Raw genomic sequence first — 15,687 nt, forward strand, 5'->3', positions numbered from 1 at the left:
CGGCCGGCCTCGGTCGGCCGGCCGGATCAGATCACGGTGCGGCGGATTCGGGCACCCGACGGCGACGGCGGTAGGTGGCCCCGACGGCCACTGCACCGACGATGAGCAGTCCGGTGCCCACCGCGGCAGGTATGAGCACAGCGGCACCGGTGAACGGCAGCCGGCAGCCGGCGGCGTTGATCGTCAGGGTGGCGGACCGGCCCGGAAGCGCCGCGGTGTACGCCACCGGCGTCATGCGCAGTGACTGCGTCGTCGCACCCGAGGACCGTGGGTCGACGTCACCGACCGCGAAGGTGACCACCTCCGTGTCGGTGGACGTGGCGCCTGAGGCCAGCCTGGTGGACTGGGTGAAGGTCAGCTTGTAGATGCCCGGTGCGGTGAAGGCCCAGTTGCCGTGCGCGTGCGTGCCCGGCGCGACGCTGAAGGTGTCGGGAACGCCGTCCCCACTGTTGAAGATGATCTTCGGTTGGCCGAACGTGCTGTACTCGTAGATCGCGAACTTCCCGGGGCCGGTCACCTTGTCCAGTTTCCAGGTGACACCACCGTTGACCTGCGCGGTCGACAGCTCCTCGGTGTTCCACCCGGCCCACAGGACACCCTGCTTCTGGGTCTGCGGGCTCTGCCAGATCGTCGAGCCCGCGCTGCCGAGGAAGCCGAACCCCGACGGCAGTTGAGTCGCCGACGACGGTTTGAGGTGAAAGACCACCGACGACGGCTCACGCCAGGTGGTCTTGCCGGCCACGGTGCCGTCCTTGACGAGCGATTTCAGCTTGCCGCCATCGATCCGGGCGGCGTAGTCGGCATGACCGTTGTCCAACACGACCGAGTCGGTCGCGGTGCCTCCGCCGCCGGACGAGCCACCCGACGAACTCGGTGAACTCGTGGCCGGGCCGCACTTCGTCTCTGCGGAAGAATCGTCGCCCCCGCTGGACGGACCACCGCCTCCGCCACCCGAGGAGCCTCCGCCTGGAGACGAGGTCGTCGGCGTCGGCGCCGACGTTTGCGTCCGTGTGGGCGTGGGCGTCGGCGTCGGCGTGGGCGTCCGTGTGGGCGTGGGCGTCCGTGTGGGCGTGGGCGTCGTTCCCGGCCCGGACACCGTGTACGCAACAGCCGGCGACGTCGATGTCAGGTAGTCATTGGTGTACTCCGAGGTGTACTTCGCCGTCAGGGAGTGCGAACCCGCGGCCAGCGCGGACGTCTTCAGCGACGCCCTGCCGTGCCTCGTCTCCTGCCTGCCCAGCGATGTGCTCCCATCGAAGAACTCGACCCACCCTGGCGCCCGGTGGGTGACCGTGGCCGACACGGTGACCTCGTCTCCGACCTGCGCCGTGTCCGGTGACGCCGTCAACGTGGTGCCCGTGCTCACCGGCACCACGTCGGCGGCCGTGGATCCGCCGACGTACCAGGTGAAGCTGACCGGTCCCGTGCTCAGTTCGTTGCCTGCCTTGTCGGTCCCCGTCACCTCGAACGTGAGCGTGTACGGACCGAGTTCGGTGAACGCCCAGTTCGCGTGCGCGTGGATCTGCACCTGTTGGCGAAATGTCTTGTAGCGCGAGTCAGTGGAACTGAAGTCCCGGATGGGCTCTCCCACCGGCCCGGTCCGGAAGATTTCGACCTTGCCCGGTCCGGAGGCGTCGACCAGGGAGATGTCCACCGAGTCGCCCTCGAACAGGCCCAGCCCCATGCTGGCGTCCTCAGTGGCGAAACCTGGCCACACCAGGTCGGTGATCTGGGTCTCCGGTGCGACCCAGACGGGAGCGCCCGGCTCTCCGAGGAAGGCGTAGTCCGGGAGGTCGGGTATCTGCAGCTTGGCGTCGGCGCTGTCCTTGAGCTGGAAGATCACCTCGCTGGGGTCGTGATACGTGTAAGCGCCCGCGCTGCCGACCCGTGTTCTCAAGTCCAGCCTGCCGCCCTCGTAGACCATGTACAGGGCATCGGTGTGAACGTCATTGACGACCAGCCTGGTCCGGGCCGCCGCGGGATCATCGGGAGCGGCGATCGCGGGAACGACCGACACCACTCCAACGATCATGAGTGCCACCAGCCCGATGCCCGTCAGCCAGCGGCGTCTGGGCCTGCCGCCTCGCATCAGATGCCCTCCTCATGTCTACGCCACCGCCGGCAGCCGCATTCGGTAACGGCTCATGCCGGGCGGGGGCAGCCCCTGTGCGGCACGGTTCGCAAGATGGATCCGCAAACCCTGGAATGAATATCATTTTCGTCACCACGTGTCCACTTCGCCCGCTCCGCCCATGACGTCCGGAGAGTTGAAAAAGATTATCGTTTCAGTATCGTGAGGCTCCCCATCCCCGACTCAGGAGTCCCTGTGCAGCTACGCCCTGTAGTCATGCTCGCCTCCACCGCACTGGCGACGGCACTCGTCGCCATGGCGCCCGCACACGCGTCGACCCGCGTCGTCCTCGACAAGGGGCATGTCGACGTCATGGAAGTCGAATACGTGGCCGGCGAGTTCGAAGTCCACGTCCACGACGAGACCGCCGAACCCGCGGTGGAAAGAAGCCCGGACGAGGTTCTGTTCCGGGCGCTGCCCGAGTCCCTGACGACCGTGCCCGCGGACCCCGCGTTCGCCTTCCTCGGCAAGCCCGGCGATCCCCTGTGGCTCCTACCGCAGGCCGGGAACCCTGACCTGTTGTGGCCAGGAATCAGCACCGAGGACCTGTCCTCGGGCACCTTCGCCGCCGACTCGGTGACCCTCAAGCTGCGCACCGTCCGGGGCCCCGGCAAGTTCAGCATCTTCACCGAGGGCGCCGCCGGTCAGCCGCAGGTCCTGTTCAACTCCCGCGATGGGCTCCCCGACACCTCGGCCCTCCCCGTCAGCGGTCACCAGCACGCCAACTGGGCCTTCACCGCACCGGGCACCTACCAGCTCACCTTCCAGGTCAGCGCCACACTCGCCGGCAGCGGCCAAGCGGTCACCTCCGGCTCGGTGACATACCTGTTCAAGGTGGGCTGACCTGATGACTCATCGAAACAAGAAGGCCGTGCGTATCCGGACCCGTCTGGCCGTCACCCTCGCATCCATGCTCACGGCATCGCTCGTGACCGCCACACCGGCGCTGGCCGAACCTGTCACCCTCACAAGCGGCCATGTCGACATCCTCGATGTGAACTATGTCTCAGACAACCTCAATGTGAAGGTCCGCGACGAGACGTCGGGAGCCGCGGTCGAAAGGAACCCGGCCGACGTCACGTTCCAGGTTCCGGCGGCGGCGAAGACCACAGTGCCCAGCGGCTCCGCATGGAGCTTCCTGGGCACCGCCGGCTCCACCGTCTGGGTGCTGCCGCAGTCTCAGGTCTCGAACCTGATCTGGCCGGGCTGGAACACTGCGGACGTGGCCGGCGGTGTCTTCGACGGCAATCGGCTGACGTTCGAACTCGTCAGCGTCACGGGCGGCCAGTTCAGCATCTACCGGACAAGCCTCGGTAGTCCCACCGTGCTGTTCCACAGCCGCGACAGCGGGCCGAAGACCCAGTATGTCTCCGCTGGTTCACACGCCCACGCGAACTGGGCGTTCAACACCGCCGGCACCTACACCGTGACCTTCAAGGTGACCGGCACCCTGGCCGGCACAACGACGACGAAGACCTCGGGCAACGTGTCCTTCACCTTCCAGGTCCTCAACTCCTGACAATCCGCTCCTCCGTTGGCGACCGACGCGCGTCGGTCGCCAACAGCGGCTTTCAGGCCCGCCGGCGCCACTATGAGGCGGGTCTTTGGAACGATCCATATGCGAGTCTCGCCGAAGGGTGCGAACATCGCCGGGCGACCTGGAAGGTGAATGACTTGAGTGAGCCCGCGGTTCGGCCGAACGAGACGACGGTGCCGTTGATGCCATGCGCGTCAGTGGAGGAGACCTTGGCGTTCTATGAGGCGCTGGGGTTCGAGGCGACCTACAAACAGAGCAAGCCCTATGTCTATCTGGCGCTGAAGTGGAGCGGATTCCAGCTGCACTTCGGCCCGGCGCCCAAGGGCCTGGATCCGGTCCGGGAGGAGTCCGGAGCCTGCCTGGTCATGGTCGACGCCGTGGCGCCGTACCATGCGGCGTTCGTCGCGGCGATGCGCCGGGTCTACGGGAAGGTGCTGAGTTCCGGCCCTCCGCGGATCACCCGCTACCGGCCCGGCGCGTCCCGGTTCACACTGATCGATCCGTCCGGGAACTCGATCATATTCATCCAGCGCGACGAGCCCGCCGAGCTGGAGTATGGCGGCTCGAAGAAGTTGACGGGCCTGGCCAAGGCGCTCGACAACACCCGGATACTGCGCGAGTTCAAAAACGATGACCTGCAGACCTTCCGTGCGCTCAAGTCCGCGGTGCGCAGGCACGGCGCGGACGCCTCGCTGGTCGAGCGGGCCATCGCCCTGTGTCACCTCATCGACTTGGCCATGGTCCTCGGTGAGCCCACCGATCCCTGGCTCGCCGATCTGCGTGGTCTGGAGCTCACCACTGACGACAGGCAGCGCATCGAGTCGGAACTCGGGTATCTCGCCGGACTTCAGGAGTGGCTCCCCTGAATGTGAAGCGGCTCCTTCTGGGAGAGAAAAGTTGATCAGGCGCTTCACGTTCTGATGTTCGGAACGGCGGGTCGTTGCGCAGTAGCCGCAATCCCGCCGTTCCGGAAACTCATCGCACCGGTCGGTAGGTCGCGATGACCACGCCACTGCTGGTCGGCTGGGCGCTCACCAGTTCGAGCTTCTTCAACGGGGTGTCGTCGGCGAACAGCTTCTTGCGGCCCTCACCGGCGATCACCGGGTGGATCAGCAGCACCAGCTCGTCGAGCAGGTCCTGATCCAGCAGGGATCCGACCACACCGGGGCTGCCTGCGATCGCGATCCCCTTGCCCTCGCCGGCCTTGAGCTCCTTGACCGCAGCGACCAGGTCGCCCTTGATCAGCGTGCTGTTCGCCCAGTCGTCGACGTTGTTCAGCGTGGTCGAGGCGACGTACTTGGGCGAGTTGTTGATCCAGTTCGCGAACCCCACGTCCTCGCCGCTGGTCACGGTCGGCCAGTACCCGGCCCACTCGGTATAGGTCACCCGGCCGAGGAGCACCGTGTCGGTGGTCTCCAGCGTCGTGGTCAACGAGGCGCCCATCTCCTCGTCGAACTCGAACTGCCACTGGTCCGGCGACTCGACGACGCCGTCGAGCGAGATGAACAGACCCGAAACGACCTTGCGCAAGATGACGACTCCCTGTTCCCTGGCCGGCGCGTTCCTGCCGGCGCCGCCTGAACGGACAGTGTGGCACGAGACCCGCTACCGCAGCTCAGATGAGCCTCGAAGCCGCCCGATGCCTTCGGCCGAGTCGGTGTGTCACCGCTTGGCCGCCTCCTGGAGCGCGTCGAGCAATGTGCGCAATGCGGACTGCGCCAGCGTGGTCTCCTGCACCGCCGCGCAGATCGTCCTGACCGGCTCCGGGCGGCGCACTCTGCGCACGGCGACGCCGGAACGGCGGCCGCCCAGGCCGAGCCGGGGGATGAGGCCGACTCCGAGACCGGCCGCGACGAATCCCTGCGCGGTGGCGTAGTCCTCGCTCGTCGCCACGAAATTCGGACTGAAGCCCGCCGCGGCGCAGGCATCGAGCATGACGTCAAGGCAGGGGCCTGGCGGTTCACTGCCGATCCACGGCTCGCCGGCGAGGTCGGCCAGATCGAGCACCCGTTGAGCGGCGAGCGGATGCCCGGTGGGCAGCACAGCGTGGTACGCGTCGTCGAGCAGGTGCACCAGGCGGATGCCCTGCCGGCTCGCGAGGCCCGGCCGGACCACGATGGCCAGGTCCGCGTTGCCTTCTTCCACCTCCGGGAGCGGATCTTCGGAATCGATCAGCTTGAGGTCGATCCGTACGCCCGGATGCTCATGACGGAGCCGGGTCAGGGCGGGCGCCACCAGGGTGGGGCCGACTGAAGTGAAATAGCGGATCGCCAGGCTGCCCGTACGTCCGGCTCGCAGGTCGGCCAGCGCGGTCTCGGCCTCGGCGACGTTCCGGCTGATGATGGCCGCGTATCCGATGAGGAGCCGGCCCGCCGCCGTCGGCCGCACGCCCCGGCCGACCCGTTCGAGCAGCGCGATCCCGGCTTCCTTCTCCAGCACCGCCACCTGCTGGCTGACGGCGGAGGGCGTGTATCCCAGGTTCGCCGCCGCCGCGGTCATCGATCCGCTGGCGACCACCGCCCGGAGAATCTCCATCCGGCGCACGTCGAGCATGTAGCTGAGCTTAACGTACGTGCAGTTTCTTTTGCTTGTGCTTTCAAGTCGCTCGAGGCATCGTTCAGCCCAACGAGCCAGGAGGAGGGCAAGGGTGAACGGCGCGGCAGGCGGACTCTGGGCATGGGCACGGATCGGGGTGCTCGCCCTGCTCTGGGGATCGACCTTCCTGTGGATCGAACTGGCTCTGGCCGCCCTGTCTCCTGTCCAGGTCACCCTCGCTCGCTGCGCACTCGGAACCGGCGCCTTGACGGTCCTGTGCCTGAGGGCTCGTCAACGTCTCCCCCGTGGCCGCGCGATGTGGGGCCGCGTCTTCGTGGCGGCCTTCTTCTGCAACGCACTGCCGTTCGCCATGTTCAGCATCGGCCAGCAGACCGTCGACTCGGGCCTGGCCGGCGTGCTGAACGCGACGACTCCGCTGTGGTCCCTGCTGATCGGCATCGCCATCGGCACGGAACGCGGAGTCCGCCCGGTGCGCCTGGGCGGACTGCTTCTCGGGTTCGGCGGAGTGGTTCTGATCCTCGCTCCTTGGCAGCAGACCGGGCACGTCGGCTGGGGTGCCGTCGCCATCGTCGCCGCGGCGGCGAGCTACGCCATCGGCTTCGCGTACATGGGACGCAATCTCGTCGGCAAGGGCTTCGCCACCATCTCACTCTCCACCGCTCAGCTCATCGCCGCGACCGTCCTGACCGCGCTGACCGTGCCGGCCGGTGGCCTCACGCCCGTTCATCTCCACCCGACCGGCTTGACGGCCGTGGTGATCCTGGGGATCTTCGCCACCGGAATCACCTTTCACCTCACCTACCGGATCATCGCGGACGAGGGCGCGACCAATGCCGCGACCGTCGGCTACCTGCTGCCGGTGGTCTCGGTGGCGCTGGGGGCCATCGTGCTCGACGAGCCCTTCAGCCTCCGCATCGCCGCGGGGATGGTGATCGTGCTCGCCGGTGTCGGTATGACCCGCCGGAAGAAGCGGACGCCGTCATCCTCGGCCCTGAAGACCCGCACCGATACCCGCCGCAGAGCCGGACTCAGTGGACGACGTCCGCCACACCGCGAAAGAAGCACACTGAAGTGACCGCCTTGACCGTGAGCACCTCCCCCGCGGCGTCGCTGCGTGCGGATTCCATCGTGATCGGTGTCGCCGAGGGTCCCCAAGACCTGGTGGTGGCGCCCGGCGCGGAGGCGGTGACCGAGGCGTTCGACGGCGCGCTGGCCGAAATCCTCGGCGACCTCGGCGTGACCGGCGCCGAAGGTGAGGTGGTCAAGCTCCCCGCCCCCACGGGTCTCGAGGCACGGGTGGTCGTCGCGGTCGGACTCGGTACCGCCGCCGAGGACGGCGCGTACGACGCCGAGGCGCTGCGCCGGGCCGCCGGTGCGGCCGCCCGGGCCCTTTCCGGCACCGGCGTGGCCGCGCTGGCGCTTCCGGTCGGGACCGCCGAGGCCGCGGAGGCGGTGACGCTGGGCGGTCTGCTCGGCGCGTACGCCTTCACCGCCTACCGCACCGCCGTAGACGGCATGGCCTCCGTCGGCACGCTGGTGATCCTGACCAACCCCGCGGAGCGGAAGGACGTAGAGGCCGGTGCGCAGCGCGGCATCGTGATCGGCCAGGAGCTGAACCGTTCGCGCGACCTCATCAACATGCCGGCGAACGACCTGAACCCGGAGAGCTTCGCCGACGCCATCCGGGCGGCGGGCAAGGAGTACGGGCTCGACGTCGAGGTGCTCGACGAAGAGGCACTCGCCCGGGAGGCCTTCGGCGGCATCCTGGGCGTCGGCCGGGGTTCGGTCAACCCGCCACGGCTGGTGCGGATCGCCCACACCCACCCCGACGCGAGAACGAGCCTCGCCTTCGTCGGCAAGGGCATCACCTACGACTCCGGCGGCATCTCGCTGAAGCCCGTCGGTTCCAACGAGATCATGAAACGCGACATGTCCGGCGCCGCCGCCGTCACCGCAGCCGTGGTGGCCGCCGCCCGGCTCGACCTCAGGGTCGATGTCACCGGCTGGCTGGCCCTGGCCGAGAACATGCCGTCGGGTTCGGCCACCCGTCCCGGCGACGTGCTGCGGATGTACGGCGGCAAGACCGTCGAGGTGCTCAACACCGATGCCGAAGGACGCCTGGTGCTCGCCGACGCCATCGTTCGCGCGGGTGAGGAGAGACCCGACGCCATCGTGGACGTGGCCACCCTGACCGCCGCCATGAAGATGGCCCTGGGCCACCGCATCTTCGGCGTGATGTCCGACGACGACGCCTTCCGAGACCAGGTCGTGGACGCCGCCAGGCGAGGCGGCGAGCAGGCCTGGCCGATGCCGCTGCCGGCCGACCTGCGCAGAAGCCTGGACTCTCCGGTGGCCGACATCGCCAACACCGGCGAGCGGATGGGCGGCGGGCTGGTCGCGGGCCTGTTCCTCAAGGAGTTCGTGCCGGACGGCACCACCTGGGCCCACCTGGACATCGCCGGACCCGCCTTCCACGAGGGCGACCCGTACGGCTACACCGCCAAGGGCGGCACCGGGGCCGCGGTTCGGTCCCTCGTGCGCCTGGCGGAGGACGCCGCAGCCGGCCGGCTGCGGGTGACCTGACGTGCCTTTTGATCACCTCCGTACGGCACGGCCGGTCTCATCGGTTTCACCGGTGTCATCGGTTTCGAGGAAGCTCGTAGGCGCGGATGATCTCCTGTGCGACCCGGCTGCCCGCCAAGTCCTCGGCATTGATCCGCAGCGACACGAAGCCCGCCTTGGCCGGCGGCCGGTCCAGCGACACCGAGTACGCGCCGTCGCCGAGCGTCCGGAGCCGCTTCACATCGCTCCACGTGGCACCGTCGTCGTAGGAGACCTCGACCGACACGCTCTTGACCGGAGTCTTCGGCGCGCCCGGCTGGTGTCGTACGGTCAGCGTCAGGCCGTCCGACCCAGGACGTGCGCGGTTCAGCAGGTCCAGCTTGACGTCATGGCCGACCACCAGCAGCGGGAGCACGTCGGTCCGCCCCTCTCGCGGCCGCCGCGAGGGGAACGTCCAGCTCGTCCGGGTGCGAGTGGACAGCCGGGCCCAGGAGGCGTTGTTGTTCACGGCATAGTCGATCCGGTACGTCGCGGGGTCGGGCGACAGGTCGACCACACCGACCGGCACGTAGTCCGTCTGCGCGATCAGCTCTTCGCCCTGGTACATCCGGAAGTCGGTCGCCAGGCCGCCCTCGAAGAAGCTGGTGTAGGCCATGCCGGTGTTGCCGCCCGCGTCGACGAACCCCTGCATCGACACCTCCGCCTGGTCGCCGGCGCGGGCCAGCGGCCGCTCCGGGGTCAGCCCGGGGGTGAGGGGCTGCTTGAACCAGGTCACCCGCTTGCGGTCGCCCGGCTCGTACGTCACGTAGCCGGGCTCGGTCACCGAGATCTCGTGGGTCTCGGGATGCGGCCACATGGTGTTGTACGGCCTTGCAGGGGTCGTCGCCGTGCCCGTCCACGGCGTGTCGGTGGTGATGTAGTCGGTCCGCGAGAGCGGCCCCGTCACCGGGGAGGTGTAGGCGGTGGCGAACTCTTCCCACGGCTGCACGTGGTACCGCGCCGAGTCCATCGTGGCGCTTTCGCCGAGCTGGCTGTGAAAGTCGTTGGTGATCTGGGCGAGATCCCGGGTACGGGCGACGTACCGCAGGGTGTCCGGGATGCGCTGGCGCTCGGTGAACACGAGGTCGTAACGGTACGGGGTGCTCGGGATGCCCTTGGCATCGATCGTCACCGATCCGCGGGCGAGCCGTTGGAGCAGCCCGCGGCCCTCCTCATGAGAGAGACGGACCGTGGGGATCTTCAGCTTCACCCCGACGCCGCCCGGGTCGGTGTTGAGTCCGGGTCCGTCGTTGTAGATGGCCACCAGCCGCGCGCCCACGGCGGCCGCGTTGTTCGACTGCTCGGCCACGGACAGGTCGTCGGACCGGCGGATCAGCGCCAGCCTGCCGCGCAGATCGCGTCCGGCGAAGTCCCCGGGGCGGCCGAGCCCGGCGTCGGCGAGCGGGAGCCGCGCTTTCCCGTCCAGGCGCGGGAACTCCTCGGCGAAATCGCTGAACGGAAACGGGTCGTAGTAGTCGGTTTCGAGTGCCCGTCCGGCGACGCGCAGCGTGATGGCGGGGGCGTCCAGCCTCCACCGCGTGTACGCGGCGAACTTCCCGGTGCGGACCCGTGGCATGGGCTGAAGGAAGAGGCGTTCCTCCATCTGTTCGCCGGACGCTATCAGGATGCCCTGAGACATGGCCGGGCCCTGCTCGGGTGCGCGGTGCCACATGAGGTGGCTCACCGCCCCGACGTTGGCCTTGGTCTCGTGACCCGGTGTCTCGATCTTCACCTCCGTCGCCCTGCGAGCGTCCAGCACGAGATCGGTGTCCTTGGTGATCTTCAACTCCGGATCGCCCACCAGGCTCCGGTGGAGCAGTCTGCCGGTTCCGGTGCTCTCCTGCGAGGGCGGCAGGGTCTCGATGACGCCCAGCACGGAGTAGGTGCCGGCCGGCACCCTGATGCAGGAGCTGTCCTCGTATCGGGCGTCCGTACACGGCTTGGCCGGATCACCGGGGAGCAGCCTGCGGGAGTTGCCCTGACCGCCGTCCTCGACGTCGAGCACATTGAACTCGCCGCGCGCCGGACGGCCGTCCCGCGCGATGCCCGTCACCCGCAGGTTGTAGCGCTCGGTCTCGACGTCGGTGCTCACGAGCGTGCGCAGCGCGGTGCCGCCGGTCGTACGAGCGGTGAGCACACCGCTGTAGCGGCCCGGCGGGGCCGCCGTCGTGTCGAGGGTGAGTTCGGTGGAAGCCGTGCCGTTCGCCGGCACCGTGATGGTGGAGTGCGCCGATTTCAGGGCCTTGGCCGGGATCTGCTTCCCCGCGGTGTCGCGCAGTGCCACCTCGAGCGCGAGTGTGACTGGTGCCGTGGTGAGGTTGCGGTAGGTCACCGTGCGCCCGACCGGCGCGCGTCCCGTGTGCGGCCACGCGAAGTGCCCGAAGCTCACCGAGCCGGTCGAGGCCACCACGGGGCCGGCCAGCGCACGGGCCACGTTCAGCCGGCCGGCGCCCTGCTCGTCGAGGGTGTTGTCGTCGTTCGGCTCGGCGGTGCCCGCCAGCGCGGACTTGAGCTCGCCCGGCCTCATCCCGGGACGCGCCTGCAGCAGCAGCGCGGCGGCCCCCGCCACGTGCGGCGCCGCCATGGACGTTCCCGGCACCCGCGTGTAGTGACCGTCGATCACGTCCCCGAGGAACGTCCCCTCCGCACGCGCCGCGGCGATGTCGACGCCGGGAGCGGTGATCTCGGGTTTGACGGCGAAGTCGCCCGAGTTCGGCCCCCGGCTGGAGAACTCCGCGAGCCGGTCCTCGTGGTCGACGGCACCGACGGTCAGGGCGCTCGCGGCGTCCCCGGGGCTCTTGACGCACCCGGCACAACCGCTGTTGCCCGCGGCGATCACGAAGAGGGCGCCGTCACGCTCGGTCAGCCGGTCGACGGCCTGGGACAGCGGCCCGCCGGGCGCCTCGCCGCCGAGGCTCATGTTGACGACGTCAGCGTCCTTGTCACCGGCCGCCCATTCCATGCCCTGAATGATCCAGGACGTCTGGCCGAACCCGCCGTTCTCGAGTACCTTCCCGCTGATCAGGGTGGCGCCCGGTGCGACGCCCTTGCGCTTCCCGGCCGAGGCGGAGCCGCTGCCGGCGAGGATCGAGGCGACATGGGTCCCGTGGCCCAGCCCGTCGCGAGCGTCCGCGTCGGTCGTGAAGTTCCGCTCGGCGGCGATCTTTCCGGCGAGGTCGGGGTGCGTGGTGTCCACCCCGGTGTCGAGAACCGCGACGGTGGTGCCGGATCCGTCGTAGCCCGCCTGCCACGCCTCCGGGGCATGGACCTGTGGAACGCTCTGTTCGAGATTCGCCTTGACCAGGCGGTCCAGCCAGATCTTCTCGACCCCGGCGAGCGGATCCGTGGCCGACATGCGGCTCCGGCCGGTGGAGCGGGCCAGCCGGGACAGGGCGGTGCCCAGTTTCCCGGCCTGCTTCTTGTCGGCCTGGACTCCCGCGCCGTTGACGCTCTCCAGCCGCCGCGGCGAGGACGTCGCGGGCATCGGCACGGGCGCCCCTCGCACCGTGTTCGCGTAGGTGACGATCAACGGCAGCGTCCGGCTCGAGGCGTCGTCGTAGTGCTGCTCACGCAGCCCGGTGACGTTGAAGAGCTCGGGATCGAGCCGCTCCGGGACGAGGGAGGCCACGTCTCTCGGCAGGACGACGAGATCTTCGCCGTTCTGGGTCACCTGGAAGCTCGGCGTCGACCCGTCCTCCCTGGGGGCGGGCGTCACCGTGGTCGCCTTCGGACCCTCGGCCGTGCCGGCCACGTGCACTCGGTCGCCGGTGATCAGCGTGACGTCGTACCCGGGCGGCGCGGCGGGTGAGAGGCCCTTCCCGCGCGGCTCAGGGGCGGCGTGCCCAGGTGCGGTGGACGCGTTCACGCACAGCGCCAGTGCCACGGCGCCCACCGCCACCCGTGCGGAGACGCGCGAGGTCCATCGAAGCATGAGGTCACTCCAGGGGGTAAGACGATCCTGCACCGTTTCTAGTGGGCTCGGGGATCAAGGACCAGCGTTCCCGCTGGCGCGATCTCGCCATGGCAGGAGGCCGCCGATCAGCAGGCGAGCGAGTACGCACTCCGGATTCAGTGCTGAACAAACTAGGTTGACCACATGTCCGATTCGCGAGATGTGGCCGAATCAGGAGCACTGCTGGACGGTCTTGGCGTCAGCGCCGCCGAGGAGGCCGCCTACCGGGCTCTGCTGAGGCATGGCCCCACACCGCTCACGGGGCTGGCCCCCGTGGCCCGTACCTCGGTGACGGCACTGCGGCGGATGCTTCCCCGGCTGGAGGAGTTCGGTCTGGTGACCCGCCTGCCGGGCCGCCCGCTGCGGCTCCTGGCCACCCCGCCGCACGTCGCCGTGGAAGGCCTGGTGGCGCGGCGCCAAGAGGCGATCGCCCATAGCCGGGCCGCGATCGGGCTGCTCGCCGCCGAGATGTCCACTCTCGACGGGCCACACCCCGAGGAACTGCTGGAGATCGTCAACGGCAAGGCCGCGATCGCGTCACGATACCTCCAGCTCCAAAAAGGGGTACGGGAGGAGTTCCTCGTCCTGGTCCGCCCGCCGTACGCGAACGACTTCTCGCGACCGGACGAGCAGCAGGAGGCGGTCATGCGGCGCGGAGCCCGCGTGCGCGGCATCTACGGCCCACATGCCTTCGACGAGCCGTACGCCTTCGAACACACCCGACGGGCGATCACCGCGGGGGAAGAGGCACGCGTGGGGAACGTTCCCGTCAAGCTCGCCATCGCCGACCGGCACACCGCGCTGCTGCCGCTGACCTCCGAGAGCGCCACCGCGGTGGACAGCGCCCTCGTCGTCCGCCCGTCCGCTCTGCTCGACTCCCTCATCTCGCTGTTCGAGGTGCTCTGGACGGCCGCCACCCCTCTCACGCTCACGAAGGTCGACTCGCCTTCGGGAACAAGGCCGAGCGACGCCGACATCCTCACGCTCATGGCGGCGGGCATGAAGGACGACGCGATCGCCCGTCAGCTCGGGGTCAGCCCGCGGACCCTGCAGCGCCGCCTGCACGACCTGCTGGATCGGCTCGGTGCCCGCACCCGCTTCCAGGCCGGGCTGATCGCCGCCCGGAAGGGATGGCTGGACGACCCCGATCATCTCCCGCACGCGGACGGCCGGACGAACTGACACGCGCCTTTGGCGCCCGGCCGGAGAGGGCCCGGCTTCAGGGTTCGACCAGGCCGGCGCGAATGGCGTAGCGGGTCAGTTCGAGCCGATCGCGCATGCCGAGCTTCTGCAGGATGTTCGCGCGGTGCCGGTCGACGGTCTTCACGCTGATGACGAGCATCTCGGCGATCTCCTTCGCGGAATTGCCCTCGGCGATCAGCTTGACGACCTCCTCTTCGCGAGGGGTCAGGATGCTCTCCGGCAGGCGGTCGCCCTGCCGGTCGCGCTGGAGGTAGTCGCGGATGAGGGCGGTGATCGCACCGGGGTAGAGGAAGGGTTCGCCGCGCATCGCCGCCCGGCACGCCTCCAGGAGGTCGCGGTCGGCGACCGACTTGAGCACGTAGCCCGAGGCGCCCGCCTTGAGCGATTCGAAGAAGTACTGCTCGTTGTCGTACATGGACAGAATCAGGATGCGGATGCCGGGCTCGCGCCTGGAGATCTCGCGGGCCGCCTGGATGCCGGTCATGCGGGGCATCGCGATGTCGAGGATGGCCAGGTCGATCTCAGCGGCCGAGGCCGCCTCGACCGCCTCGGCGCCGTCGGCCGCCTCCGCGACCACTCTGAGGTCGGGTTCGGCGTCGAGGATCAGCCGTAGCCCACGGCGCACCAGCGTGTGATCGTCGGCCAGCAGGATCCGGGTCTCAGATGTGTGCACCGGGTTCAGCTCCGCTTCGCCGTGTGGGGTATGACCAGGCGCACCTCGGTGCCGCCGCCGGGCGGGGCGTCGATGGTGAGGCGGGCCCCGATGAGAAGGGCGCGCTCGCGCATGCCGCGGATCCCGGCCCCCTCATGCAGCACCCCTCCGCGCCCGTCGTCGGTGATGCTCAGGGTCAGATCGCCGGCTCCCGCGGTGAGCGACAGCGTCACCCGGGTGGCGCGAGCGTGCCTGGTGACATTGGTAAGGCTCTCCTGCGCGATCCGGTAGAGGACGAGTTCGGCCTCCGCGCTCAGGTGGGGCAGGTCGGGGTCGGCCCTGCGGGTGACCGGTACCCCGCTGAGCCGCGAGAAGTCGCTGCTGAGAGCACTCAGCGCGCTCTGCAGGCCGAGATCCTCCAGCACGCCGGGGCGCAGCCTGCGGGCCACCTGGCCGACCTCGTCAAGACTGCCGCGGACCGTCTCCTGTACTGCCTGCAGTTCCTCGCGAAGATCATCTGGGGCGCGGTCCACCGCGCTCTTCAGGCCCAAGAGCACCACCGTGAGGCTCTGGCCGATCTCGTCGTGCAGTTCGCGTGCGATGCGCTGCCGTTCGCCCTCCTGCGCCGCCAGGGCGTGCGCGCTGCTCGCGCTGCGTTCCGCCTCAAGCCGGTCCAGCATCGCGTTGAACGTGTCGATCAGGTGGGTGAGATCGCCGTTGCCGCTGTCGGTGAGCCGGTCTCCGGTGCGTAGCAGGTCGACTCGCTGCATCAGGGTGGCCAGCGCTCCGAGCGGCGCGAGGCTCGTGCGCAGCAACAGCGCGTTGGCGGTGAGGATGATCGCCAGTCCGACTATCAGGATCGGCACCTCGGTGAGCAGGACCGGCGACGACACCGTGGCGGGAGAGACCGCGAGCGCCAGCGTCCCGACCGTGAACACCAGCCCGTTGATGAGGAACAGCCGGCGGAACAGCGCTTGCGCGGGGGTGTGCACGCGTGGCCCGGATCTCGGCTTACCCCTTCTGCGGGCGCGGTCTCTCATCACACCAGCCTCATC

At 69.1% G+C, this 15,687-nt stretch carries 12 protein-coding genes; 6 read left to right on the plus strand and 6 right to left on the minus strand.

The window, feature by feature from the left end:
- Nucleotides 1-31: 31 nt before the first annotated feature.
- Nucleotides 32-2,089: a TIGR03773 family transporter-associated surface protein gene (locus HKK74_RS28970; RefSeq protein ID WP_187246550.1), complete on the minus strand. Its 2,058-nt coding sequence runs from the start codon at nucleotides 2,087-2,089 to the stop codon at nucleotides 32-34.
- 237 nt (nucleotides 2,090-2,326) lie between these two features.
- Between HKK74_RS28970 and HKK74_RS28975 the strand changes: the two genes are divergently transcribed.
- From HKK74_RS28975 to HKK74_RS28985, 3 genes are all read left to right on the plus strand, one after another.
- A complete protein-coding gene (locus tag HKK74_RS28975; protein ID WP_222722863.1) occupies nucleotides 2,327-2,974 on the plus strand; it encodes a choice-of-anchor M domain-containing protein in 648 nt (215 codons plus the stop codon).
- A gap of 67 nt (nucleotides 2,975-3,041) precedes the next feature.
- Nucleotides 3,042-3,650 carry a choice-of-anchor M domain-containing protein gene (locus tag HKK74_RS28980; RefSeq protein WP_222722864.1) on the plus strand — a complete coding sequence of 203 codons (609 nt, stop codon included), beginning with the start codon at nucleotides 3,042-3,044 and terminating at the stop codon, nucleotides 3,648-3,650.
- Between the two features lie 155 nt (nucleotides 3,651-3,805).
- Complete coding sequence (locus tag HKK74_RS28985; protein WP_187246552.1) at nucleotides 3,806-4,534, plus strand: DUF8817 family protein; 729 nt, start codon at nucleotides 3,806-3,808, stop codon at nucleotides 4,532-4,534.
- 109 nt (nucleotides 4,535-4,643) lie between these two features.
- On the opposite strand, the gene HKK74_RS28990 is transcribed toward HKK74_RS28985, so the two are convergent.
- Nucleotides 4,644-5,198, minus strand: coding sequence for a dihydrofolate reductase family protein (locus tag HKK74_RS28990; RefSeq protein WP_187246553.1), 555 nt, complete (start codon nucleotides 5,196-5,198; stop codon nucleotides 4,644-4,646).
- Between the two features lie 132 nt (nucleotides 5,199-5,330).
- Nucleotides 5,331-6,221 (minus strand): LysR family transcriptional regulator, encoded by an 891-nt coding sequence (locus tag HKK74_RS28995; RefSeq protein ID WP_187246554.1) that lies wholly within the window; start codon nucleotides 6,219-6,221, stop codon nucleotides 5,331-5,333.
- A gap of 94 nt (nucleotides 6,222-6,315) precedes the next feature.
- On the opposite strand from HKK74_RS28995, the gene HKK74_RS29000 reads away from it, so the two are divergent.
- Both HKK74_RS29000 and HKK74_RS29005 read left to right on the plus strand, forming a co-directional pair.
- A complete protein-coding gene (locus HKK74_RS29000; protein WP_187246555.1) occupies nucleotides 6,316-7,299 on the plus strand; it encodes a DMT family transporter in 984 nt (327 codons plus the stop codon).
- On the plus strand, nucleotides 7,296-8,807 hold the full coding sequence (locus HKK74_RS29005; protein ID WP_187246556.1) for a leucyl aminopeptidase: 1,512 nt from the start codon (nucleotides 7,296-7,298) through the stop codon (nucleotides 8,805-8,807). The genes HKK74_RS29000 and HKK74_RS29005 overlap by 4 nt, the downstream gene beginning before the upstream one ends.
- Before the next feature lie 55 nt (nucleotides 8,808-8,862).
- Here the strand turns inward: HKK74_RS29005 and HKK74_RS29010 are convergent, their stop codons facing one another.
- Complete coding sequence (locus HKK74_RS29010) at nucleotides 8,863-12,756, minus strand: S8 family peptidase (protein ID WP_187246557.1); 3,894 nt, start codon at nucleotides 12,754-12,756, stop codon at nucleotides 8,863-8,865.
- A 165-nt stretch (nucleotides 12,757-12,921) separates the two neighbouring features.
- On the opposite strand from HKK74_RS29010, the gene HKK74_RS29015 reads away from it, so the two are divergent.
- Nucleotides 12,922-13,959: a helix-turn-helix transcriptional regulator gene (locus HKK74_RS29015; RefSeq protein WP_187246558.1), complete on the plus strand. Its 1,038-nt coding sequence runs from the start codon at nucleotides 12,922-12,924 to the stop codon at nucleotides 13,957-13,959.
- A 37-nt stretch (nucleotides 13,960-13,996) separates the two neighbouring features.
- Here the strand turns inward: HKK74_RS29015 and HKK74_RS29020 are convergent, their stop codons facing one another.
- Nucleotides 13,997-14,653 carry a response regulator gene (locus tag HKK74_RS29020; RefSeq protein WP_187246559.1) on the minus strand — a complete coding sequence of 219 codons (657 nt, stop codon included), beginning with the start codon at nucleotides 14,651-14,653 and terminating at the stop codon, nucleotides 13,997-13,999.
- A gap of 5 nt (nucleotides 14,654-14,658) precedes the next feature.
- Entirely contained in the window at nucleotides 14,659-15,624 is a 966-nt protein-coding gene (locus HKK74_RS29025; protein WP_312881890.1) for a HAMP domain-containing sensor histidine kinase, read from the minus strand.
- Nucleotides 15,625-15,687 lie beyond the last annotated feature (63 nt).

This window comes from Actinomadura alba (genome assembly GCF_014323705.1).
Classification (GTDB): Bacteria; Actinomycetota; Actinomycetes; order Streptosporangiales; family Streptosporangiaceae; genus Actinomadura_C; species Actinomadura_C alba.

Bases quoted from the DNA above. Each gene is read 5' to 3' on its own strand.
- HKK74_RS28970 (WP_187246550.1), bottom strand. From the start codon at position 2,089: ATGCGAGGCGGCAGGCCCAGACGCCGCTGGCTGACGGGCATCGGGCTG.
- HKK74_RS28980 (WP_222722864.1), top strand. From the start codon at position 3,042: ATGCTCACGGCATCGCTCGTGACCGCCACACCGGCGCTGGCCGAACCT.
- HKK74_RS28995 (WP_187246554.1), bottom strand. From the start codon at position 6,221: ATGCTCGACGTGCGCCGGATGGAGATTCTCCGGGCGGTGGTCGCCAGC.
- HKK74_RS29010 (WP_187246557.1), bottom strand. From the start codon at position 12,756: ATGCTTCGATGGACCTCGCGCGTCTCCGCACGGGTGGCGGTGGGCGCC.
- HKK74_RS29015 (WP_187246558.1), top strand. From the start codon at position 12,922: ATGTCCGATTCGCGAGATGTGGCCGAATCAGGAGCACTGCTGGACGGT.